Consider the following 23977-nt stretch of genomic DNA (forward strand, 5'->3'; position numbering starts at 1 on the left):
CCTTATGCAACAGAATATATACCCGTCAGTCAATGAAGTAAATCCATTATTCATATAACGATGATGGAAACATATCCGTTGCAATTCTGTGTGTTCTTTCTCAAAAAAATAATTAGCGGGCAGGAATAAACTGCTTCACCCATTGTCCGAATCCTTGCGGATTGCGGCTCTGTATAAGAATGGTTCCTTCTCCCCGGAACCGACATACCAGTCCTTCTCCACTTGTAACACTGGATAACCAGCCCTGTGAAGCTTTCTCAATACGGTAATCTACATAATGAGGCCATGCCACCAAATGGGCGTTATCCACGATCATTTCTTCACCTGCTGCCAGATTAATCGCATGGATGGCACCATAGGAAGACAGAAATACGGTTCCACGTCCGCTGATCTCAATAATGAAGAAACCTTCTCCCGAAAAGAGACCTTTCTTCAGGTTTTGCATTTTGGTATTCACCTGAATGCCCTCGGTTCCCGCCAGAAATCCGTCTTTCTGCACATAGAGTGAATAGGAACCGTCCAATTCAACAGCTTCTACATCGCCCATGCTTGAAGGTGAGAGCAGAATCTCTGCCGACCCGCCCGCAGCCGTCAGTTCCTGAAAGAAAAACTTCTCCCCGCTCAGCATCCGACCGAACCCGGCAAACATTCCACCTTCTGCTGAACCCTTCAGTTCAACCGTAGGCGTCATGGATACCATCGCACCACTCTCAGCCTTGAACCGCTCTCCCCGCTGCAAATGTACCTTGAGCATCGCAAAAGCACCATCATATAAAATCTCATAGTTCACGGTTGCACCAGCTCCCTATTGTCAGAGTTAAAATCATTGAGTCCATTATCTTCCAGAACTGCTGATTTGTCTCCGTATTCCTTCACAATATGTTGATCTCCCCAATTACAGAGTGCATTGAGAATCGGTTCAAGACTTCTCCCGTAATCACTCAATTCGTATTCTACTTTGGGAGGGACCTGATTATATACGATTCGGTTTACGATTCCGTCGTTTTCAAGTTCTCTCAGCTGCTGTGTTAACATTTTCTGTGTGATTGCGGGCATAATACGTTTGAGATCACTGGTTCGTCTCTTCCCATGTGTCAGATGACAGAGAATGACGCATTTCCACTTGCCACCGATCACTTCTAAGGTCGCTTCAACCGAGATGTTATATTTTTTTCTTACCATAACTTGCTTCCTCCCTGATGAATTGGATTACATCCGTCGCATGCTGTATAGGCACCAAAAAGTACGTAGGGTACTAAAAAGTACGTACTATTCAATCTATACCGAATAACTCATAATAGCATTTGCCGGTACGTAAATCTACATTCTGGGGAGTTGAGCAAGAAATGTTACAGGATTCAAAACGCAGCACGTGGGCACTGCTAGCACTGGCCATTAGTGCATTCGCGATCGGTACCACAGAGTTTATCAGCGTTGGGCTACTGCCCCTTATTGCAGATGACCTGGGCATTTCCGTAACTACAGCGGGACTGACCGTTACTTTATATGCATTAGGCGTTACCTTTGGGGCTCCTGTTCTGACCTCACTGACGTCTACCATATCACGCAAAACGTTATTGCTTGCCATCATGATTGTCTTCATTGCGGGTAACACGATGGCTGCATTATCGACGGGCATCACCATGTTACTCATTGCACGAGTAGTGTCCGCTCTGGCACACGGGGTGTTCATGTCCATAGGCTCCACGATTGCAGCCGATCTGGTGCCTGCCAACCGTAGGGCGAGTGCTATTGCCATCATGTTCTCCGGTCTAACCATTGCCACAGTAACCGGTGTACCTCTCGGTACACTCATTGGCCAACATTGGGGCTGGCGCGCTGCCTTTATCCTGATTGTTGTGGTTGGCATCATTGCGATGATCGGGAACCTGATACTCGTGCCATCCACGTTGAAGCGAGGAACACGGACGGCATTTCGGGATCAGCTGAAGCTCGTTACAGGTGGACGCTTGCTGCTTGCTTTTGCCATCACTGCTGTTGGGTACGGAGGAACATTTGTTGTCTTTACGTATCTGTCCCCGTTGTTGCATGATATTAGCGGTTATTCCGAGAAAACAGTAGCGTTCATTCTGTTGTTGTACGGAATAGCCATCGCTATTGGCAACATCATCGGTGGCAGAGCAGCCAATCGCAACCCGCTCAAGGCGCTCTTCTACATGTTCATCATTCAGACCATCATTCTCGGCGTGATGTACTTCACCGTCCCGTTTAAGTTGGCCGCATTGCTCACCATTATGGGTATGGGCCTGCTCGCTTTCATGAATGTGCCTGGTCTTCAGATGTACGTTGTAACCTTGGCTGAACGATATGCACCACAGGCCAAGGATGTAGCCTCAGCCTTTAACATCGCCGCATTTAATGCAGGGATCGCTATAGGTGCCTATTTGGGTGGAGTGATCAATGACTCCATTGGTTTGATTCACACGACATGGGTTGGTGCCATGATGGTTCTCGTAGCTGTAATCCTGACCGCTTGGGCTAAAATGCTGGAAAGCAAGGATCAACATGTACCTGCCGAACTGCAGAAGGCTTCGTTCTAAGTTGCATCCCGACCCTTGGGCTCGGCCTGGGAATATTGGTTCCAAATTTATGAGGGGAACCGGTTTCACATCGTATTTTACTATACTATATACGTTGAACCCAATTTGATCTACTATGATTTAATTTTGTATGATAAAACAACAAAAATTCAGCTTAATATGACTGATTTTTACACACTTTAAGGAGGAAATCTCATGACAACAGCTCAAACCGCACAACATTTACAATCTACAGTAACTCTGCATAACGGTGTTTCTATGCCTTGGTTCGGACTTGGTGTATTTAAGGTAGAAGAAGGATCTGAACTGATTGAAGCCGTGAAAAGTGCGATTAAACATGGCTACCGAAGCATTGATACTGCTGCAATATACGGCAATGAAGCCGGTGTTGGTCAAGCGATTGCAGAAGCTTTGCAAGAAAACAACCTGAAACGCGAAGAACTGTTTGTTACATCTAAAGTATGGAATGCAGACCTCGGATATGAAGAGACACTTGCCGCTTTTGATACCACATTGAACAAACTGGGACTGGAATACCTGGACCTGTATCTGATTCACTGGCCTAAAGCAGGCAAATACAAAGCAGCCTGGAAAGCAATCGAGGAGCTGTACACGGCTGGCCGCATTAAAGCTATTGGTGTCAGCAACTTCCAGATTCATCATCTCGAAGACCTGATGCAGGATGCCAAAGTGAAACCGATGGTCAATCAGGTGGAATACCACCCTCGCCTGACTCAGGTTGAGCTTAAGGCTTTCTGCGAAAAGAATGGTATCCAGCTTGAAGCTTGGTCCCCTCTGATGCAAGGTCAGCTGTTGGACAACCCAGTGCTCACGGCGATTGCTTCAGACAAAGGCAAATCGGTTGCACAAGTAATCCTGCGTTGGGATCTGCAAAATGGAGTCATTACCATTCCGAAGTCCACCAAGGAAAACCGGATTATCGAGAATTCCTCCATCTTCGACTTTGAACTTTCAAATGAAGAGATGGATCAAATCAGTGCTCTGAACGAAGATGTACGCGTTGGACCTGACCCAGACAACTTCGATTTCTAAATTGAAGTTGTCCACATGATTCAGGGTTGATTTACAGCAAAAATAAGTAGGGCAAAACCTCCAACTCTCATTATGTACGAGAGTTGGAGGTTTTTTGACGTGGATTCACATCAAAGCCGATATTTCTATAAAGTCTGTTCTAAGCATACGCACTTTCGAATCATGTACTCCACTCCCTGTGCCTTGGATCAGAACAATGACAACTTCATCTTCCCCATCTGCATCTAAATCAACGACCGATATTTGAGGATAAAAGGAGGGATTTGCTACATTGCCCCATTTGAAGGTTTTCGTTTCACCATTTATTACGATCTGCTGAATTTTAGCTGCCTCGCCTTCCAAATCCTTAAGGTTAACGTCAGTAAATTATATCCATTATAGCGAATGTTGTTCGTTCTCCTATCCTTAGATTTGATGGGCTTGTAACGATTATCAGCAATTATGTTTATGTTAATATAGAGACAGTCGCCCCATTCACTACCTCGGCTGCGAGCGGGTATGCCGCGCTAGGGGCAAGTGGAGCAAACAAACTGTGCTTCTTATGGACACGATGACGCAGAGGAGGAGAGTTGCAATGTATCGCATATGGATTGTGGAGGACGATCCGAATTTGGCTTCGCTTTTACAGGCTTGTCTGGAAAAGTACAACTTAACAGCGCAGTACGCGGACGATTTTGAAGATATAATGGCGCAGTTTCAGCATTACGAGCCCCATCTTGTACTGCTGGATGTCAATCTGCCGAGTTACGACGGGTATTACTGGTGCCGGCAGATCCGCAAAGTGTCTACCTGTCCGATCATCTTCATCAGCGCCCGCTCAGGCGATATGGATCAGGTAATGGCGCTGGAGTACGGAGCCGATGACTATATGACCAAGCCGTTTCACCATGAGTTGGTCATTGCCAAGGTGCGCAGCCAGTTGCGGCGGGTGTACGGTGAATATGCGGGGGATGCGCGGGAGAAAATGGTCGAGCAAGGCGGGCTCGCCCTCTATCCGGAGCGGCTGGAGCTGAAGTGGCGGGGCGCGACTGTCGCATTGGCGCGCAAGGAGGCGGATCTGCTGGACCTGCTGCTTCTACGCTACCCGCTGGTCGTTACCCGCGAAGCACTGCTGGATAGGCTGTGGGACGACCAGCAGTTCGTGGACGAGAACACACTGAACGTGAACATCGCGCGTGCCCGCAAGAAACTTCAGGAGATCGCGGTTGCGGGCAGTATCGAGACGGTGCGCGGGTCCGGATACAAGCTAGTGCTGGAAACGGACGAATTGGGTGAACCCAAATGAAGCTACTAATCCGTGAGCATTGGCCCATGTTTGTTATGCATCTTGTTCAGTTGACGCTGGTTGTGGCGATCTACTGGCTTGACGGCTATCGCAACGTGTACACCGCCCTCTATTCGATATTTCTTGGCATGGTCACCTTGCTAGTTTATACTGGTTGGCGCTATATCAGCCATCGCAAGATGTACGATCGGCTTGCGGAGCCGCTAAATGAGCTGGATAAGTCTGCGGCTGGTTCCGGCAACAGTGCCCCCATCGCGCAGGCAGTCGACCAACTGCTGCAGGCGCAGTATGCACTGTACATGACTCGTATCACAGAGATGGAGCGGCGCCGCCGTGAGCATTCGACATTCATTACCCAATGGGTCCACCAGATGAAAACGCCGCTTTCGGTTATCCACCTGCTGACCGAAAACGAGAGCGACCGGCGGCAGGTCGACATCCGCGACGAAGCAGACCGAATCCAGTGGGGGCTAGAGACAGTACTGCACGCGACCCGGTTGGAGACGTTTGAGGAGGATTTCCAAGCGGCGCATGTGCCACTTAAACGTGTTGTGCGAAAAACGGTCAATGAACACAAGCGGCTGTTCATTGTCAATAATCTATACCCTCAAGTTCAGATGGACGATGAACTGACGGTGCCGACCGACGAGAAGTGGATCGGGTTCGTATTGACCCAATTGCTGTCGAACGCGATCAAATACTCTGCTGGCTGCGGCCGGACCGTCGCCATTCGCGCCTGGCGGCAAGGCGCGAAGACGGTGCTGGAGGTGGCAGACGAAGGCATCGGTATTCCGCTAGCCGACTTAAAGCGGGTGACTCGGCCGTTCTACACTGGTGAGAGCGGCCGCAAGTTCAGGGAGTCGACGGGAATGGGGCTGCATCTGGCACAAGAAGTTTGCAACCGACTGGGCCACGAGCTGGAGATCGATTCTACCGTTGACGTTGGCACCCGGGTGCGGGTTTATTTCTTGACTGCGGTCAAGCTTACATCGATGTAAGCTAAATGTAATCTTCGTCGATTGGTTTGCTCGGCGAGCCCGCCGTATACTTGAGGTGGAGAACAAGAAATCACCAGCTACATGAAGGAGCGAGGATATGGAACTTCTGCGAACAACTCATCTGGGCAAGATTTACAGCGGCCAGGTCATGCACCGGGCACTCGGCGATATATCGTTCAGCGTCGAGAAGGGCGAGTTTGTCGGCATTATGGGGCCATCGGGCAGCGGCAAGACGACGCTACTACAGTTGATCGCGACGATCGACAATCCGACTTCCGGTGAAGTGCTCATCGACGGCCAGAACCCACACCAATTGGGCCACAACGCGCTCGCCCGGTTCCGCCGACAACAGCTTGGATTTATTTTTCAAGACTACAATCTGCTTAACACACTGACAATTTTAGAAAATATCGTGCTGCCACTGACGCTGGAAGGTGAGAAGGTGCGCACGATGGAGGAGAAGGCGCAGAGAATCGCTGACAGGCTTGGGATCGCCTCCATTCTGGACAAGTGGCCCTATGAAGTATCTGGCGGACAGGCGCAGAGAACGGCCATCGCCCGGGCGATCATTCACGAGCCGAAGCTGCTGCTGGCTGATGAACCGACAGGTAACCTCGACTCCAAATCATCTCGGGACGTTATGGAGACGCTGACGGCGATCAACCGGGCGGACGGGGCGACAATGCTGCTTGTCACGCATGACGCGCTAGCGGCCAGCTACTGTCACCGTGTGCTGTTCATCAAGGACGGTGAACTCTACAACGAGATTCACCGCGGGGACAGCCAGCAGGCGTTCTTCCAAAAAATCATCGATGTACTGTCACTGCTTGGAGGGAATGCGCATGACCTTTCAACAATTCGCGTTTAATAACGTCATGCGCAACAAACGCCTGTACATAGCGTATTTTCTCAGCAGCGCATTTGCGGTGATGGTGTTTTTCGTCTATGGCGTTTTCGCCTTTCATCCGGGGCTGGCAACGAGAGAAATCGGCAGTCCGGTAACGATCGGATTACTAGTGGCGCAGATGCTCATCTACCTATTCTCATTCTTCTTTGTCCTTTATTCAATGAGCGCTTTTATCAAGTCGCGCAGCCGAGAGTTCGGATTGCTGGTCATGTTCGGCATCACCAATATGCAGCTCCGGAGGCTCGTATTTATCGAAAATATTGTGATTGGTTTCGGCGCCACGCTGACTGGCGTCGCGTCCGGGCTGGTACTATCCAAGATATTGTTGCTTGCGGCGGAGTCGCTGATTGGGATGGAGGAAGAGCTCCCCTTCTACATGCCGTACCGAGCGCTCGTTCTGACCTTTGCCGCGTTCATGCTGCTTTTTCTGGGCATCTCGCTATTCACGGTGCTGTTCTTTCGTGGCAACAAGCTGATTGACCTACTCAAAGGATCCACCAAGCCCCGGCCTGAGCCCCGCGCTTCGATCTGGCTGTCACTCGCGTCGCTCGCACTGATCGGTTGTGGATATGGTGTGTCGCTGGTCGTCGAAGGCTTGATGGTCGTGTATGCATTGCTGCCAGTGACAGTGGCGGTCGTCGTCGGGACGTACTTTTTGTTCACTCAATTGAGCGTATATACGATCCGCGGCTTGAAGCACAACCGGAGGCTATACTGGCGACGAACGAACTTGTTGTTTTTCAACGATCTTGCATATCGGATGAAGGACAATGCCCGCACTTTTTTCCTTGTGACGATCCTGTCGACTGTCGCTTTCTCAGCAATCGGTGCCCTAGTCGGGTTCAAGACGATCCTTACTGAGTCGATTGAAAAACCGTTCGCCTTTGAATATATCTCGTATGCGGGGAACTCTCCGGAACAGGCCGCCTCGGCGGTGGATGTGATCGAACATAAACTTTTCGTGGAGGGAATTCCCTTCACGAAGCTACAGGCCGAGCTGCGCTCTTACAAACGAGCCGAGAGCAACGAAACGGTGATGATCGTCAGCGAGTCAATGTACAACACATTTGCCGTTGTCGCCGGGGATCAGAAGTTGAAACTAGGAGCGAACGAAGCGGCTATCGTCCAGTACAACTCAATAGACGGAAGAGGCGAATCCTTCGACGAGCAGGAGCTGGCCGTGGAAGGCGGCGGAAAACCACTGTTGATCACACAGAGTGCCTCCTTCTTAATGTCGGAGTACATGTCGAAGTACAACAAGTACTATGTCATGAATGATGACCGCTACGAGCAGCTGCCAGAGCCGCAATCGTCCGAGGGCTACTATGTGTTCGCAGTCAGTGACTGGAAGGCGACAGAAGCAGTCGGCCAGCAGCTGAACAATGAGATTGGCCACTCCAAGAATGATAGCTTCTTCTCACTCGCGTTCCACATCAAGCAGTTGCTTCAGAGCTATAGCGCAGTGATGTTCGTTGGGTTGTTCGTTGGCGTGGTATTCTTTGTGGCGTCCGGCAGCTTCCTCTATTTCCGACTGTACACGGATCTGGATGATGACAAGGCGAAGTACGCTTCAATCATGAAGCTCGGGCTGACCAGCCGTGAGCTGTCGAAGATCGTCACTCGCCAGATGGCTATTCTGTTCTTCCTGCCGATTGCCATCGCGCTCATTCACGGTGCAGTGGCACTGACGGCACTGCAGGGCATGTTCAATTTTTCGCTCATCAAAGAGTCGATAATCGTGTTGAGTGCATTCGCGATCATTCAAATCGTGTACTTCCTAGTTATCCGCAGCGGCTATTTGCGGCAGCTTCGGTCCGGTGGAACCGGATAATCTCGTATTAAAGAACGGTTACAAGGGGACGATTTGTACGACCTGTTCATGCAAAGAGACAGAAGAGTATAGCAGATTGCCGATAGAGGACGTCCTGTAAACGTATTATCGTAATGTTGATATTCCTGTTTTTCGGGATTACGTCATGTGGCGTCATCTAACAGCTAAGAATCGGTATTATGTTGGGTGAAGTTAGCTGTTTCTATTGTCGGCCCCGACGATGTTTATTACAACATGCGCAAAAAAACTAACTGCGTGTAAACCATTATTTTTACAGTTGTGTTTGAGATGGCGAATATAGTATCGCAAACTATGACTATAAAGCGATTTTTCCATAGTCAGTCGTGCATTTGATTGCGGAGTTCCTGCATACCCTTCGTTCTACTCCTATGTGTCTCTTTATGCTGCTGCCGTTAGGACTAGTGGCAACAATTGCCTACTTCAAAAAAATGGATAATCACTGAGGTAGGCTGGTTGGAGTTCTCCATTGTAAGTTGGAAATTCAGGTGGAGGTGGGATTTTGTTTCAATGGGATATTGATATGTTCCGGACGATTAATGATCTGGGCAAACAGTTTACTTTTCTGAATCCAGCTGCTGTATTTGTGGCGGAATATATGCTGTATGTACTAGCGTTAACAATGCTTGTTTATTGGTTCACCCGCAGCAGCCGGAATCGGATGATGGTTATCCAGGCAGGGCTTGCTTTTGTTCTGGCAGAGATCATCGGTAAATTGGTAGGCAAGTTTTATGAGCATTATCAGCCGTTCGCGGTATTGCCAAATGTCAACAAACTCCTAAACCATGATATAGATAATTCTTTTCCGAGCGATCATACGATTTTGTTTTTTTCCATCTCTGTCTCCTTCTGGCTTGTCCGGAGAAAGGGTGGGTGGCTCTGGCTGGCGCTTGCTTGTTGTGGTGCTGTCTCCCGCGTTTGGGTTGGAGTTCATTATCCAATAGATATCGCAGTGGGAGCGTTGATTGGCATCATTTCAGCTTTGTTCATCTATTGGTTGGCACCAAAGCTTGGGATTATCAGGCGGTTTCTGGCTTTATATGAAAAAATGGAACAGCGCGTATTACCTGTCCAACGTAAGTCTGGTAGTATGTAAATTCCCGCCAGTACCAGGTTTGTTACGATATGTCGAAACAATTGCTATGTATCTGGTCTTAAACAAAAATGCGCAAAACGTACACTGTGTAATTAAATCCAGTAAACTCACCGATTTCCGTACACTAAGGAACGCAGCACAAAGCCAATTATATGGTATTTCTTCTTGTTATTCAGGCCAAACCAACCAAGGAGAAATAAGCAGGTATTATCTTTAGTGGTTTGTAGCGCACAATAAAAAGCGGTAGCAGGTCTAGAACTTCTTGGTTCCTAGATTGGCTACTGCTTTTTTTACGAGTCTTTAATAAGTGGATTTATGATTTTGATCCCTTTATTTTGCCGAATGATTGTTCCTTTCAGCGTAAAGTACAAAAAAAAGCCTAGTTATGTTGGCTATCATAGCCACAAGGCTTCAAGTCATCCTACAGCCCTTAAGCTCCGAATGATATTTATTCTGCCCCTCTCTCCTTAACGAAGAACCATAATCCAATTGCAAAGAAAAATATAATATAGATGATGTCTATCATTAACGATATAGGTAAGCCAACTAATTCTGATTTATGTTGTGATGTGCTCCAGTAGACACTTAAATCATCGTGATGAATGAATAGAATGTGCGTCCATGATATGGATAAAAGGCTATTTTCAAATATTAACTGAAAAAAGTATAACACTAAGCTTCCGCCTACCCCGAAAGCAGCTGATCTCGTCCATACGCCTATAAATGACGCTAAGCTTGCATATAGGCAGCATTGCAATACGAGAGCTCCGATAATGTATATAACAACTGTCATGTCCCCCCATTGAATGTTTTGTGGAACTGCTAAGAGATTTAATACCAAAGAAATCAGGAATATACTAAAAACACCCGAACTGATGAGCAAGATCATCGCAACAATTTTGGCAAAATACAACCGTAAGCGCGAAGAAGTATGCAGAAATAGCTGTTTCAGAGTACCATAATGATACTCATCCGTCCAAATAAGAGGGGACATAACTATCGCCCAAGGTAAAATAACAAGCATTCCCGATAAACTAAGCAAAGAACCTACCATTTGAGCCACTGTAACATCAGCCTCAAGACCACTGATGTACGACGAAGACAACAGTAACGTCATCACAATAAAACCAAGGTGTGAAAAAATAAAGACTTTTTTATTCACTATCTTCAAACATTCATTCCATATCAACTTAACTCACCCCCATCTTGCACAGTTGTCCATTCTAAAAACTTATCCTCTAAACTGGTATGTGCCTGGAACACCCGATGAACGTTCACATTAGCATCACATAATGTTCGGATGAGCTTTGGAACTTGACCTTCATCAATAGCTATTGTAATAGTATACAGGTGGTTGGATAATTTATCCAATTGCTTATATTCCAATGCATTTTGATCATGCCTATACAAGTTGGCCATAACTTCTCTTGTTCGCTCAATGTTATCAATATGAAGAGTAATACAGAAGATGTCATCATTTATACCCTTACCAATTTGCTGTTCTGTCACTAAACGACCATGCTGTATAATGATCACTCTGCGCGCCATCTGCTCGATCTCTGATAGTTGATGGCTAGAGATTACAATTGCTACTCCCAAGTCGGCAGCTATTCGATTTAAGTAGTTTCGTGTTTCCCGCACACCAGCAGGATCGAGTGCATTCATTGGCTCATCCAAAACTAGCAACTTTGGCTTACGTAGTAGTGCTTGTGCTATACCCAGTCTTTGCTTCATTCCCATGGAGTATGTGCCTACTCGCTGCTTAAGCGCATATTCTATCCCGACCAGGCTAGCCACCTCTGACAGCCACTCTTTACTTGCATTTCTGTGCAACCGCTGATATTGGCGTAGATTTTCATATCCGCTTAAATATGGATAGAATGCAGGGGCTTCAATCACGGCCCCCACATTAGGGAGGGCTTTAGAGAAATTAGTCTTAATGCTATAACCTGCGATATGAATGTCCCCGGCACTTACTTTGCTTAGACCAACCATCATCTTCATCGTGGTTGTCTTGCCCGCTCCATTGGCACCAAGTAGTCCGATAATCTCCCCTGCTGCCACATCAAACGATATGTCTTGTACAATCAACTTGCCCTTAATTTCTTTCGTTAGGTGTTTTACCGATAATATCGTTTTCAAATGTCTCCCTCCTCAATGTATCTGTGCAACTCAATTTTGTTTAATTCAACAAGAAAATCCTTTATATTACAGATTGTAATATACTTTACAGCATCTTATCTAGAAAATAAAAAGAGCCCATGGTCTAATCCGTGTAGAATAAAGTCACAAACAACTACATTCACACAGGAGAATAAGTCCATGAGATCCTCACATCTACTTGATTGAAAACCCGCCATATAAAAACAGTTATGAACTCATTTCTTGATAGTAATATTGATAATAGCTTGAAGTATGTAACAACTGATTGTGATTTCCTACATCACAAACCCTTCCATTCTCCAAGACAATAATCATGTCACTGTTCATAACGGTCGATAACCGATGGGCAATCACAATTCGTGTGCATTTAATACTTGATAAATATGCATCTACTCGAGCCTCAGTTATATGATCCAATGCACTCGTTGCTTCATCTAATACAAGTATTGATGGGTTATTTAAAATTGCCTTGGCTAAGGCGATTCTTTGTCGTTGTCCTCCTGAAATATTTCTACCCATTTCAGCTAAAACTGTCTGATATTGCATCGGCATCGACATAATTTCATCGTGAATATTTGCTGCTTTTGCTGCCCGCACTACTTCATTCATAGTTACACCATCCTGGTGCATGACAATATTATCAAAAACACTACGATTGAATAATGATATATCCTGCGGCACTATCCCCATCTGTTTACGTACGTATTGCATGTCCAAATCCGATGTTCCATAACCATCATAGTATACCTCACCGGATATCGGGGCAAATAACCCAATTATCAAATGAGCTAAAGTTGATTTTCCAGAGCCAGATTGTCCAATAATGGCTATCTTCTGTCCTAATTTGATGTGTAATGAAATGTCATTTATAACGATCGGACTATACTTTGAATAGGAATAGCTAACATGTGATAGTCTGATGTCACCTAGTACTTTTAATTGCAGTTTACCTTCATTCTGCTCAGGTGGAGCTTCCAACACGTCATGAATTCGTTTCAAAATAGTAGTCGTAAGAATATATGAATTTATCGTATTCATGAGGCTTGATGATGTAGTAAAAAGAAGAGTCGCAATCGCTTGAAATGAGACAACCATACCAACAGTCATAGAACTGTATTCCCCTGTAATTAACATAACGCCGATACTTAGCACAACGAGTGGTGACATAAATTGCAATCCATTGCTAATTGTTGTAATGTAGCTATTCAGATTTTCCTTACGGCGGTATACTTGCAATAAATGTTTGAATTTATTAAGCCATTGGGAATATACTTGTTGTTCTGTCCCTGATATTTTCACACCCATAATACCGTACAGCATCTCTGTCTGCACTGCTTGTACTTCTGTCGTAGCCACCACTTGTTGCTGATTAATCTCGGCTACATATTGTTTAGTGAAAATTACTAACAAAATATTTATACTCACAAGCAAAAATACAATCATCGCAAGCAATGGAGATATGAACAACATATAACCAGACAATACAAATAACATGAAGCTATCCAATATACCTGTAATCAGAGCGCCTGACAGCTGATTTCGAATTGTGACCAAGCTATTCATTCGAAAAAGCATGTCCCCATACGAGCGCAGTAAGAAGAACGGAAAAGGTAACTTCAATAAATGTGAAAAAAAGCGTGTCTGCATCTCATAGTCCAAAGCATTGTGTAATCGAACCAAAACACGACTGCGCACGAATGTAATTATCATGTAAGCAAGTAGAAAACTGACTACAGATATAAAAATCATTATAGATAAACTGGATTTTTTAGGGATCATAACTTCATCAATAACATGCTTCATGAATAAAGGCATACCTATAACTATGAATTGCAAAGCTAGTGTAATAAGAAAAACATATACAAACAGATTTTTATGCGCTTTTACATGGACTAAAACATCTAACCAAATATTTGGGCTTTTCTCAATGTCGATTTGTTCGGTTAACCCCACTGTCATTAAAAATCCAGAAAATTGCTCGCTGAAATTCTTTAATGACAGCTTAATTCTCCCAAAACGTGGGTCAACAATACGGGCATAATTATTATCTATCTTTTCCAAAACTACAAAATGACCTTGGTTCCAATGCAGAATGGCTGGTAAAGAAACTTGCTGTAATTGAAATTGATCAATATGTTCAATGCGATAAGCTTTTACATCATAGCCTAAGCTCACAGCAATTTTCTTTAGTTGCAACAGCGTTGTACCATCTCGTCCAACGTCTGCCCGTTCACGTAGGCGAGATAATGAAATCTCTTTCTTATGGTATGCAGATATCATTGCAAGGCAACAAAGTCCACACTCTGACTGATGCATCTGCTCGACATAGGGTACACGCCGACGAGCCATTACATTCTCTCCCTTCTACTTTGATTTAAGATCACACAGTTAGCCTTGAGATGGAAGGGAAGAATTTATCATTTTCCAGGTTTAAAATATTAGGAACTCTTTCCGGAAATGCCTGTTTTAATAGCCCAAATCCAATACCCGAAAGACCACCCATTAATCCTTTAATATCAAATGCACGATGGACACCTGTGTTATTCCATGGTTGATCATTTAGAAGTCTGAGCAGATACGCTCTGACTATATTGATAGTATCCTCATTACGCTCCAAAACTGAATTAGCATAAAGTAATATTTCCAATTGTCCAAAATCACCATGACAATAGACAGGTTCTGTCCCAAAGCCTAATTTAAGAGTTGTTTCAAGCGCAATATTAATCTCTTGATCAATATGTGCATCCCAATATCCATTTTCCAACAATCGTAGTCGAGATAATAATATACCCGGTGCACCATGACACCATGTTACCCTTGCGGTATCATTAGGAGTAATCCAATTTTTCAATTCAGCACTATAGTTTGCACGCTCATACTGTAAACCTTTTTCAATATATTCAATGTACTTTTTATGTTGAGTGACCCTATATAACGATGATAATGAAGCAATAATTCCAGATACGCCATGGGAATACCCTACATAAGGCTTACTATTTGGTGTTGTCAACCAAATCATACTACCATCTGGCAAGGTTTGAGCATTCTGAAGCAAATGTTCAGCGCATTTCTCTGCACCTTGTAGCGCCTGTTTCCATCCGGTTCCATGATATACATGTAAAAGCACATCAATAGCTCCAGCTGCACCACCGATATAATCGAATGAGGTATCTTTATCAATGAGGTTACAGTAATAAGGAAGAAATTCTTTAACAGTTTGTAGTAAATCTTCATCATTCCATAAGCGTGATAATTGATAGGTAGTAAATACGCCACCACCAATGCTACCAACTTCAAATACCCCAACGTTTAACGATACATCATTTGATTGATACGTATTTCTCATAATTTCAATCAACGGCTGCAAAGCTTTTCGGGCCATATCTTTATAATTGTTATTTGTAGTTAGTTCAGATAAATAACCCAAAAATAAAGCAATTCCGCCATTCCCATTATAAAGATCATTTCCTACAGGAACGAGTCTCAGTTTTCTTTCATCCTCACTATTGGCTACTAAGCCAATCCATGTTATATCATCAGCTGCTGGACTTGAAGATATAACTGCTGATTGAACTAAACTTTCTCCAATTGAAATAGCTAATTGGACATACTCGTCTTTCCAATTAGACCCTAACACGTCGTTTGATTTTATAAATTGAATTTCAGGAAAACAATAAGTATAAAGATCAGGCTTAGATGACAAAACAGACATATTTAATAACTGTAACTGTTCTTTTAGGTCCTTCTCGCCCATTTTATCGATTTTGTTTATTACAACCTCTATACCTGATTGTTCAAATAACTGAGGGATTCGTTCATTATTAGATGACCAAGCATCTCTTTCGGACGGAGAAGTGTAAAAGATAGGGATATCCCCGTCTTCAATATCACGCATCTCGTGGGAAACAAATTTTAAATGTTTAGGATCGGCTAAGCATTGTAACCATAATCGATGCAAAACAACTTTACGATCTAATTCATCTCGTAATAAGTCAGGATGGTATAGGGTACGCATTAATTCACCATACGCTCTAGTATCTCGCACGATTACTCTAACTCTAACATCATCAAACTCTCGGATCATTTCTTTCAGTCTGTGCTTGTTTTCCATCATAATCCTGTAAGCTTGAGCAAAACCTTGTTCAATGTCGTCAATATAACGATAACTATCTACAACTTCATTATTATAATATGGAAGATTATAGGTCTTACTAGATTCTCCCTCCCCTTTTTCTAACCTCATTCGGTCTGTCCCTCTGTGAGTGAGATTCAGTACATTTGGTACTTTTTTCCACCGTGTCCGAAAATACCACTGATGTCTATACCGGAGTACGTATCTGACTTAAAAATGTACTGTGGTAACATGCCAGAAGACATCACAGAATGAGATATAATTTCATATGCATGGCCACTGGCGTTATGTTCAAATTTCTTCGTACTTATATGTCTATGAAATAAGGATTCTAGATCAATTACAACAGGGCTAGATCCATGCGCAATAATATTCTCATAATGGAAGTCTGTGGCGTTAAACATATACATTATAGCCAAATTTACGCCCATGTTTTTGTAAAATCCACTAATTTCCTCAGTGGAATTGCACTCAGAATGCTCTACAAACTCTGTCCAGCCATAACTTCCACAATCTAAATTTTTTATCATTTTTGTGTGAGGAACGCCAAAATGCTGCATCCAAGACAAAATTTTGTAATATTCTTTATCAACTCTTAATGAACGAGGTTTATATACTAATTTGCCTCCTGTTGTAAACTCTAGAATCGTTACACTTCGTCCATCATGAGTATCACCTGCCCCAATATGTAACTGGACAAGCTTACCGAACTGGTTGACATCAGGCATATGTGAAACAATTTTTGGATAGTCAGCCTTGAACCTATCTAACACTTCACTAACATGGGCTGTCCATTTTTCAGTTATACGAAGCAATGAACGTATTAACACTGGGTATTCATTGGCCAATTGTCTTAAATACTCTTTATCATGTAGCAAATTTTCAAAGTACTGGTACCTCTGTTCTGGAGTTTCTCCTCTCAAAAGTCCCTGATTACTTAATACATTCAATTCCAATATTAAAGTTTTGTAACTGCAATCCATGATTCTTTCGAATAAAGAAGAAAGTAGCCTTTTAAAAAAAGAACTACTTGTATGTAAAATACGAGAATCTGAATCACTGATGTTTTCTTCCAATTTATTGATAGCAAGTAAGAGGAAACGTTCAGTAAATCCCCAAAATTCAGGCGGAGTAGCGGGAATATATTCATCCATTGAGTCAATTAGCAACAAATTTTCCCATTTCAATTCCCATGATGAGTCAATTTTTTTTATATTTGAAATAGTATCGACTTCTAAATTTGACACTTCTTTGAGACTTTTTTCCAAATATTCTTCTTTATCATAGAAAAATTTTGCCCAATATTTTATCTTTTCACTAGTATTTATCAATGTATAATAACAACCTTTCGATAATTTAGAAGAAACAGATAATTGATATACCTACATGGATAAGAGGGCATTTCTAGCTGTATCCTCGGCAGCATCATTTATAATGCTCCGATAATATCAGCAGAATGCCCTCCTTATAAAATCCATGTCAAACCTAACTCATTATCATTCTGTTACTACCGTGTATCAACTAGCCCAATGATTGCAATAACATTTAAATTTCAGCTGTTTATTAACATACCCATGTCCATCCTGGGGTACAATCAGCCGTAATGCTCTTAACACAATTACCATCTGTAAAGCCTTGTGCCTGAGCACCACCAGCCACTGTATCCATCTCAGTGTCTGTCAATTCAGATAGCACACTTCCTACTGGATTATATGTAGCTGCATTAGTATTTTCCATTTGATTTTTCAATTTCATAGTTTTCACCTCCTTTCATAACTCATCCTGCTCAGCAGGGTATTCATTGTTCAATATGATAATAGTGTTCCAATTGGTTCTTAAGTACCAATTACTTATATGGGCAATATTACCATATGTATTTATGGAAGTAAATAGATTTAATAGATATATTTAAAAATATTTAGATATAATAAGTTTATTTGGAGATTCATATACATTTATATCGAAATTTAGTAGTTATACATTTCAAATTTTTTAACCTCATGAAGCTAATTAAAGGACTGATCCTAAAGAAACTAAAATCAATCACATAAAATTCTTTGAATACGAGATTGCTCAGAATGAGCAAAGGATTTAGCGAAGTAGAGCAACTTTCTGTAAACCTCTATGTGAAATCTGTATCGACCAAGGGAATAGCGTATACGGACGAATTCAAACAAATCTTTATTGCATCGAATCAACAAGGACAGCTGCCCAGAGAAACTTTTGAGTCTTGTGGATTCGATGTTCAGATCATCGACATGACCCGGATTAACGCCGCAGCCGACCAACGGAGAGCAAGTTACCAGGAACAAGGAGAACAGGAACTCACTACACTCATCCAGATTTTCAGAAGACAGTGAAACGTATGGGGCTTGGTCAATCGATGTCCAGACGAGGGAACTGCTGGGATACCGCACCGCAGGAGTCGTTCTTTGATCATTTTAAGGATGAAATCTCGTTAAAGAACTGCGCCAAACGGGATGAAGCCAAACAAGAAGTTAAAGCCTATATGTCTACTACAACCACTGGACTAAAGATCCCTAGTGTTGGCTTGTTGGCCTCAGCCTACCTTTTGCCGGATGCTAACTACGGCGAGTGTTTCATTCACATGAGAGAAAAACCACCGGATCAAAGATGAAGTGACCCCGTAAAGTTAGACAGATTATATCTTTAGGCAACTTGTTGGGCATGAATCCGGTATCGTACCGGACTCATGCCTTTTAGTTTTGCCTTAATGCGTTTGTTGTTGTAATAATCGATGTATTTGGATAGCTCTTGTTTAAAATGTGAGACACTTTCAAATTCCTTTAAATATAATAATTCGGATTTCATGATGCCAAAGAAATTCTCCATGACGGCGTTATCGTAGCAGTTACCTTTACGGGACATACTTTGCGTGATGCCACGTTCTTCAAGGGCATGACGATACGGTCTCATCTGGTAGTGCCAACCTTGATCCGAATGAATGAGGAGTTTATCTTTATTTGTTAAACTGCAAAATGCTTGATCTAACATCGTGGAAACAAGCGAGTAGACCGGTCTTGAACCAATCGTATATGTAATGATTTCTCCGTTATACAGATCAAGTATGGGAGATAAATATAGTTTTTCTCCGAATAATTTAAATTCTGTAATGTCCGTAACCCACTTCTCGTTTGGCCTTTCAGCGTGGAAATTGCGTTCTAATAGGTTCGGTGCAATCTTGCCAATTGTCCCTTTATACGAACGATATTTCTTCATACGTACCAAACACTTTAATCCCAATACTTTCATCAAACGCTGTACCTTTTTATGATTTACATGGTGTCCACGATTGATTAACTCGTCGCGAATACGACGATAACCATAGCGTCCCTCATGCTCCTTATAAATCGCTTGTATCATGTCTTTTAGCTCTAAATCCTTGTCTACCGTACCAAACGCTTTTACCACGTAATAATACGTGCTACGAGGGATATCTGCTAGCTTTAGAAGTGCTTTCACCGAAAATTCGTTCCTTAGTTCATAGACTACTTGAGCTTTGTCTTGTTTGGTGATTTTTCCTTGTTTCGAACTAAGGCATTCAACTTTTTTAAATAAGCATTCTCCATTTTCAAACGCTCTACCTCTGCTTGTAAAGCCTCTACAGATCCTTCTACTAGCGTTTGATTCTTCTGTGCTTTAGATCCTTTTTTCATGGATGAGCGCCCCTTTTTCTTTGGTTGAAGGGCGTCTATCCCTTGTAATTCCAAGCTTTTTTGCCAACTTAAAAGGGTACTATGGCTAGGAATATTAAATATAGCAGCCGTTTCTCTAACAGACGTCCCAAATTCGTTCATATAATGAAGTACGTCTAGTTTAATCTGCGCAGGATATGATGTATAGCCCTTTTTAAAAGCTTTTTCACCATGATGCTCATATTGTCTAATCCAGTTTAAAAAGCCAGAATGGTGAAGCCCGATTGATTTTGCAATGCTTTTCAAGCTTTCTGATCCCTTTTTATAACGCATAACGGCTTGTATTTTTTCATCTGAACTGAATTTAGTCATGAAAAAACTGCACCTCCAATTGGTAGTTGTGTCTAACAATTGGGGTGCAGTTCAAGATCGGCGGTTTTTCGTGTCTACTGCACGTTTCAATTCAAAATGTGGTAATCCATTTTTTAACTATTGAACCTGCCACAATGCAGGGACATTGGATGGTTCCCACCCAGACAAGGATGTGTGGGACTGCAAACATTTATACGTCTTACCGCTATAGGTGACCAGCTGTCCTACAGTATAGGCTGTATTCGCCTGCCAGGCGGAAACGCCCGGATTTGTCGTTCCTGCTGTTGTTTTCACGGTCACCGCATTGCTCGCAGCAGAACCATTCCCCGCCGCATCCTTTGCTTTTACCGTAAATGTATACGAGGTATCCGCTGCAAGCCCACTGATCGTTGCTGTCGTTCCCGTCACGGATGTCGCCAGAGCCGCTCCGTTGTACACATCATAACTCGTTACACCCACGTTATCCGTAGATGCCGCCCAGCTCAGCGTTATGCTGGATATTGTTTGCGCGGTTGATGCCAGATTCGTCGGTGCAGTTGGTGCTTGCGTATCACCTCCCGGTTGAGTCGTAGTGCTCACGTTTACAACATTACTGGCTGCAGACAGATTGCCTGCCGCATCTTTTGCTTTGATCGTGAAAGTATAGGAAGTACCCGCGGACAGGCCGCTGATTGTTGCGGTCGTTCCGTTGACGGAGGCAGCAAGATTGGCACCATTGTAGACGTTATACCCAGTAACCCCCACATTATCCGTTGAAGCATTCCAAGCCAGTGTAACCGAGTTTGCCGTCACACCTGTCGAACGGGCATTACCGGGTACACTTGGCGCCGTCGTATCTGCTGGAGGCACTGTACCTCCGGTAGGCAGATCGGCTTTCAGTTTATTTTGGAGTGTTTTGTTCCGGTCACCGCTAAGCTCCCAGAACATTGCTCCGCCGAGTCCCTTGCTCTTGATATAAACGGTTTTATATCCAATAGACTCCGCATCGTCATAGCTAATAAAACGCTTGTTGGTCGCATTATAGAGATATGGCACCTTGGCCGTGTCATTCCAGTAACGCGTGTACCCGTTTTTGTTAATGTAGTTGGTCTCCAGATCATAGAAATCAAAGGAGCCTGCTTCCCATGTTCCAACGGAAGAACCTCCCGCACAGGTCTGATACTGGCCATTACCCGCCTGTGCGCATCCATCCCAGCCGCGGCCATAGAATGGAACACCAAGCACAAGTTTAGCGGCTGGCACGCCAGCATTCAAATGCCCTTGTGCTCCGGCAGCCACGTTAAATGTATTGGCATCCGGCACCCCAGCAGCCGAAGCCGCAGGGTCATAGTTCAACGGCGCGTTATGCGCACTGACTTTTTGCCAGGCCCCGTTAAAATCGTATGTCATAATATTAATCCAGTCGACGATGGCAGCTATATTGGCAAGCTCAGTATTCGCGGCATAGGTCGTCGATGCACCGCTTGCAATCGTAAGCAGATACTTCTTGCCGTCCACAGCTCCGGCAGCATCCAGCTTCTCACGGATTTTGCTCAGAAGCAGTGTGTAATTCTGCTTATCCTCAGGACGTTTGCTGTTACCATCAAGTCCGCCTGATACCGGGTACTCCCAGTCCAGATCTACCCCGTCAAAATTGTATTTCCGCAGGAAGTCGACGGCAGAGTTTGCAAATACCTCTCGCGTTGCAGCAGTCGCAGCTACATCAGAGAAACGGTTGGACCATGTCCATCCTCCCACGGAGATGATTGTCTTCAGATTAGGATTGATCTGTTTCAGCTTGTTAAGCTGATTGATATTGCCTGCAATGGGCTGATCCCACGTATCCCCTGCAAATGTCTTGCCTGTATCAATCCATGGATCGCCAAGCACGATCGTGCCATTGGGTACATTGATTGTCTGGCTCTTCTCATTCTGACACGTCCAGGTCACCGGATTAGGGCCCGAAGGGTCCGGATTTCCATGAACACCATTCCAGCAAATATCGGCAAAAGCATAGTTGATATGCGTGACTTTGGTTGGGTCGATATCCGTTACATTATAGTTTCTCCCATACGCAGCCCAGGACGGGTAGTAACCAACAATTTTATAAGAATCTGCAGCTGCTGCCGTAGCGGGTTGGAGCACAAAAGAAGGAATAATGACGGATAAGAGCAGGGATAGACCCAGGAGAAACTTTGCGGTTTTCTTGAAAGCAGTGTGTTTATTTAAATGTATCATCTAATACACAACCTCCTTTGTCGTTTGCATACTCAGCCCGTTCAGGAACGGACGATGTGCGCTCGAAAACTGGTTATTCGTATATGCGTCCCAGTTGATTGACCAGGTCATAATCCCTTTTATCCCCGCATAGCCCGTAGACTGGTGCAAAGTATAGGAACCACCGTATGACACACCTTTGATTAGATAATTCAATGCCTTCTGCAGATCGGCCGGGGTTGTATAACCACCTCCAGCAGCCTGCTGGGAAGCCGGTACACCGATTGCAATCTGATCCGGTCGCAAGGGACTAAAGAAAGGGCCTGTACCGCCGCCTACATGAAAGCCTTGAAGCAGCATCTCCGCCATAGCCACATGGAAATCAGCTGTTCCTTGGGCGTAAGAACGTCCATCCAGCCCCACCATGGAGCCCGTGTTATAGTGCTGCACATGAAGCAGGGTCAGGTCATTACGCAAGGCATGGATGACTGGCAGGTAAGCTCCCCAAGGGCCGCCGTAGCTCAGATATCCCCCCTGCACATAGGCCGTCTCCGGCGCAGCCGTCAGGATGAAATTGGCGCCGAAGTGTGACTTAACCGCTTTCACGCCTTGGATGAGGTTAATAATTTTCGGTGTAGTTGGACTACGGAAATCGCTATCCCCTGCATTCAGAGACAGAGAACTTCCTTCCAGATCGATATCTAGACCATTGAAACCATACGTGGAAATGATTGATTTTAACGAATCTTCGAATTGCTGTCTCTTGGTCGCATCGGTGAGCTCAATGGTACCGTTGGCTCCCCCCATGGAAAGAAGTACTTTTTTTCCCTGGCTTTGCAGATAGGCAATATCGGATTTGAATTCGGCTACCGTTGCATTGTATGGAGTAAAAGCAAGCGTTCCGCTGCCATGTGAAATCGGTTCGGCAAAGGAGACATTAATGACGTCATAGGCTGTTGATACGTTACGAAGTCTGATATTGGTTGAACCATTGTCGAAGTTATGCCAGTAGCCGATCAGCCATTTGCTGCCGGTTGGCTCAGGGTTAGAAGATCCATTGGAAGTTGTTACACTGAGGGAGGTGCTCGCAGCGGATACATTGCCTGCGGCATCTTTGGCTTTTACCGTAAAAGCATAAGTCGTGCTGGCTGTCAGTCCAGTGACTACAGCTGTTGTAGTTGAAGTACTTGTCACAAGAACGCCGTTCCGGTACACCTCATACCCCGCTACGCCCACATTATCCGTGGATGCATTCCAGGAAAGACTCACGGAGTTGTCCGTGATAGAGGATGAAGTCAGACCCGCAGGAACAGAAGGTGGTGCCGTATCTGGCGTTGGCGTTTCCCCTCCCGAACCTTCCCCGACGTATTTCCACAACGCGGGCACAACAGAGGGCTCCCATCCGGTCAACGCCGTGTGGGCCTGAATACACTCATAATCTTTATTTTGATATGTTACGAGGTCTCCTTTCTTGTATGCGGTGCCTGCCTGCCACTGGGCGGCGGCATCGGCTCTCGGTGCAAACCACGAAATAAGTAGAAGAAATGTCAAAGCAAATGTAATGACCGGGCGGAATCGAACAGCTTGATTCAAGCAAAATCCCTCCTGTACTAAGGATACGTTCACCTTGCAAACAAAACTTCAATTGTCCACCTGCATCTGATCTGTGATCGATTAGAGCCAGCCTCATTCAGCCATCTGATGTTGCG

At 44.3% G+C, this 23977-nt stretch carries 18 protein-coding genes and 2 pseudogenes; 9 read left to right on the forward strand and 11 right to left on the reverse strand.

Annotated elements, in window-relative coordinates; genetic code table 11:
• Nucleotides 1–112: 112 nt before the first annotated feature.
• Together AC4E8D_RS30715 and AC4E8D_RS30720 are read right to left on the reverse strand one after the other, a co-directional pair.
• Nucleotides 113–790, reverse strand: a complete 678-nt coding sequence (locus AC4E8D_RS30715) for a TIGR00266 family protein (protein WP_017691614.1) — start codon at nucleotides 788–790, stop codon at nucleotides 113–115.
• Nucleotides 787–1182 (reverse strand): winged helix-turn-helix transcriptional regulator, encoded by a 396-nt coding sequence (locus AC4E8D_RS30720; RefSeq protein WP_017691613.1) that lies wholly within the window; start codon nucleotides 1180–1182, stop codon nucleotides 787–789. Before AC4E8D_RS30720 ends, AC4E8D_RS30715 begins: the two co-directional genes overlap by 4 nt.
• Nucleotides 1183–1346: 164 nt before the next feature.
• Here AC4E8D_RS30720 and AC4E8D_RS30725 point away from each other — a divergent pair, with 164 nt between their 5' ends.
• Both AC4E8D_RS30725 and AC4E8D_RS30730 read left to right on the forward strand, forming a co-directional pair.
• Entirely contained in the window at nucleotides 1347–2561 is a 1215-nt protein-coding gene (locus tag AC4E8D_RS30725) for an MFS transporter (RefSeq protein WP_221819989.1), read from the forward strand.
• Nucleotides 2562–2756: 195 nt separating this feature from the next.
• Nucleotides 2757–3614 (forward strand): aldo/keto reductase, encoded by an 858-nt coding sequence (locus AC4E8D_RS30730; protein ID WP_490205650.1) that lies wholly within the window; start codon nucleotides 2757–2759, stop codon nucleotides 3612–3614.
• Nucleotides 3615–3719: 105 nt separating this feature from the next.
• Here the strand turns inward: AC4E8D_RS30730 and AC4E8D_RS30735 are convergent, their stop codons facing one another.
• Nucleotides 3720–3956, reverse strand: a complete 237-nt coding sequence (locus AC4E8D_RS30735; protein WP_221819995.1) for a hypothetical protein — start codon at nucleotides 3954–3956, stop codon at nucleotides 3720–3722.
• 232 nt (nucleotides 3957–4188) lie between these two features.
• On the opposite strand from AC4E8D_RS30735, the gene AC4E8D_RS30740 reads away from it, so the two are divergent.
• The 5 genes from AC4E8D_RS30740 to AC4E8D_RS30760 all read left to right on the forward strand — a co-directional run bounded on the left by AC4E8D_RS30740 (nucleotide 4189) and on the right by AC4E8D_RS30760 (nucleotide 9749).
• Nucleotides 4189–4899, forward strand: a complete 711-nt coding sequence (locus AC4E8D_RS30740) for a response regulator transcription factor (RefSeq protein WP_221819997.1) — start codon at nucleotides 4189–4191, stop codon at nucleotides 4897–4899.
• Entirely contained in the window at nucleotides 4896–5897 is a 1002-nt protein-coding gene (locus AC4E8D_RS30745; protein ID WP_221819999.1) for a sensor histidine kinase, read from the forward strand. Before AC4E8D_RS30740 ends, AC4E8D_RS30745 begins: the two co-directional genes overlap by 4 nt.
• 97 nt (nucleotides 5898–5994) lie before the next feature.
• A complete protein-coding gene (locus AC4E8D_RS30750; protein WP_221820000.1) occupies nucleotides 5995–6765 on the forward strand; it encodes an ABC transporter ATP-binding protein in 771 nt (256 codons plus the stop codon).
• On the forward strand, nucleotides 6740–8635 hold the full coding sequence (locus AC4E8D_RS30755; protein WP_221820001.1) for an FtsX-like permease family protein: 1896 nt from the start codon (nucleotides 6740–6742) through the stop codon (nucleotides 8633–8635). The genes AC4E8D_RS30750 and AC4E8D_RS30755 overlap by 26 nt, the downstream gene beginning before the upstream one ends.
• A gap of 541 nt (nucleotides 8636–9176) precedes the next feature.
• Nucleotides 9177–9749 carry an undecaprenyl-diphosphatase gene (locus AC4E8D_RS30760; protein ID WP_260632680.1) on the forward strand — a complete coding sequence of 191 codons (573 nt, stop codon included), beginning with the start codon at nucleotides 9177–9179 and terminating at the stop codon, nucleotides 9747–9749.
• Between the two features lie 448 nt (nucleotides 9750–10197).
• Here the strand turns inward: AC4E8D_RS30760 and AC4E8D_RS30765 are convergent, their stop codons facing one another.
• The 5 genes and pseudogenes from AC4E8D_RS30765 to AC4E8D_RS30785 all read right to left on the reverse strand — a co-directional run bounded on the left by AC4E8D_RS30765 (nucleotide 10198) and on the right by AC4E8D_RS30785 (nucleotide 17799).
• The gene (locus tag AC4E8D_RS30765; protein WP_221820002.1) at nucleotides 10198–10938 is read right to left on the reverse strand and encodes an ABC transporter permease; all 741 of its coding nucleotides are present in this window, start codon (nucleotides 10936–10938) and stop codon (nucleotides 10198–10200) included.
• Entirely contained in the window at nucleotides 10935–11891 is a 957-nt protein-coding gene (locus AC4E8D_RS30770) for an ABC transporter ATP-binding protein (RefSeq protein WP_221820003.1), read from the reverse strand. Before AC4E8D_RS30770 ends, AC4E8D_RS30765 begins: the two co-directional genes overlap by 4 nt.
• Nucleotides 11892–12119: 228 nt before the next feature.
• Nucleotides 12120–14261, reverse strand: coding sequence for a peptidase domain-containing ABC transporter (locus AC4E8D_RS30775; RefSeq protein ID WP_221820004.1), 2142 nt, complete (start codon nucleotides 14259–14261; stop codon nucleotides 12120–12122).
• A 34-nt stretch (nucleotides 14262–14295) separates the two neighbouring features.
• Nucleotides 14296–17096, reverse strand: a pseudogene (lanM, locus tag AC4E8D_RS30780) (type 2 lanthipeptide synthetase LanM); the annotation flags it as partial.
• A gap of 511 nt (nucleotides 17097–17607) precedes the next feature.
• Entirely contained in the window at nucleotides 17608–17799 is a 192-nt protein-coding gene (locus AC4E8D_RS30785) for a hypothetical protein (RefSeq protein WP_221820006.1), read from the reverse strand.
• Nucleotides 17800–18122: 323 nt separating this feature from the next.
• Between AC4E8D_RS30785 and AC4E8D_RS30790 the strand changes: the two genes are divergently transcribed.
• Nucleotides 18123–18404 carry an HTH domain-containing protein gene (locus AC4E8D_RS30790; protein ID WP_221820007.1) on the forward strand — a complete coding sequence of 94 codons (282 nt, stop codon included), beginning with the start codon at nucleotides 18123–18125 and terminating at the stop codon, nucleotides 18402–18404.
• Nucleotides 18365–18570, forward strand: a pseudogene (locus AC4E8D_RS30795) (IS3 family transposase); the annotation flags it as partial. The gene AC4E8D_RS30790 and the pseudogene AC4E8D_RS30795, both read left to right, overlap by 40 nt.
• A 144-nt stretch (nucleotides 18571–18714) precedes the next feature.
• On the opposite strand, the gene AC4E8D_RS30800 reads toward AC4E8D_RS30795, so the two are convergent.
• From AC4E8D_RS30800 to AC4E8D_RS30810, 3 genes are all read right to left on the reverse strand, one after another.
• A protein-coding gene (locus tag AC4E8D_RS30800; protein WP_339306276.1) for an IS3 family transposase occupies nucleotides 18715–20072 on the reverse strand; the annotation gives its coding sequence in 2 pieces (ribosomal slippage) (nucleotides 18715–19619 and nucleotides 19619–20072; 1359 coding nt in all).
• A gap of 117 nt (nucleotides 20073–20189) precedes the next feature.
• On the reverse strand, nucleotides 20190–22289 hold the full coding sequence (locus AC4E8D_RS30805; protein ID WP_490205651.1) for a glycosyl hydrolase family 18 protein: 2100 nt from the start codon (nucleotides 22287–22289) through the stop codon (nucleotides 20190–20192).
• Entirely contained in the window at nucleotides 22290–23861 is a 1572-nt protein-coding gene (locus tag AC4E8D_RS30810; RefSeq protein WP_490205652.1) for a chitinase, read from the reverse strand.
• Nucleotides 23862–23977: the final 116 nt, after the last annotated feature.

This window comes from Paenibacillus sp. SRL342, from assembly GCF_984798905.1.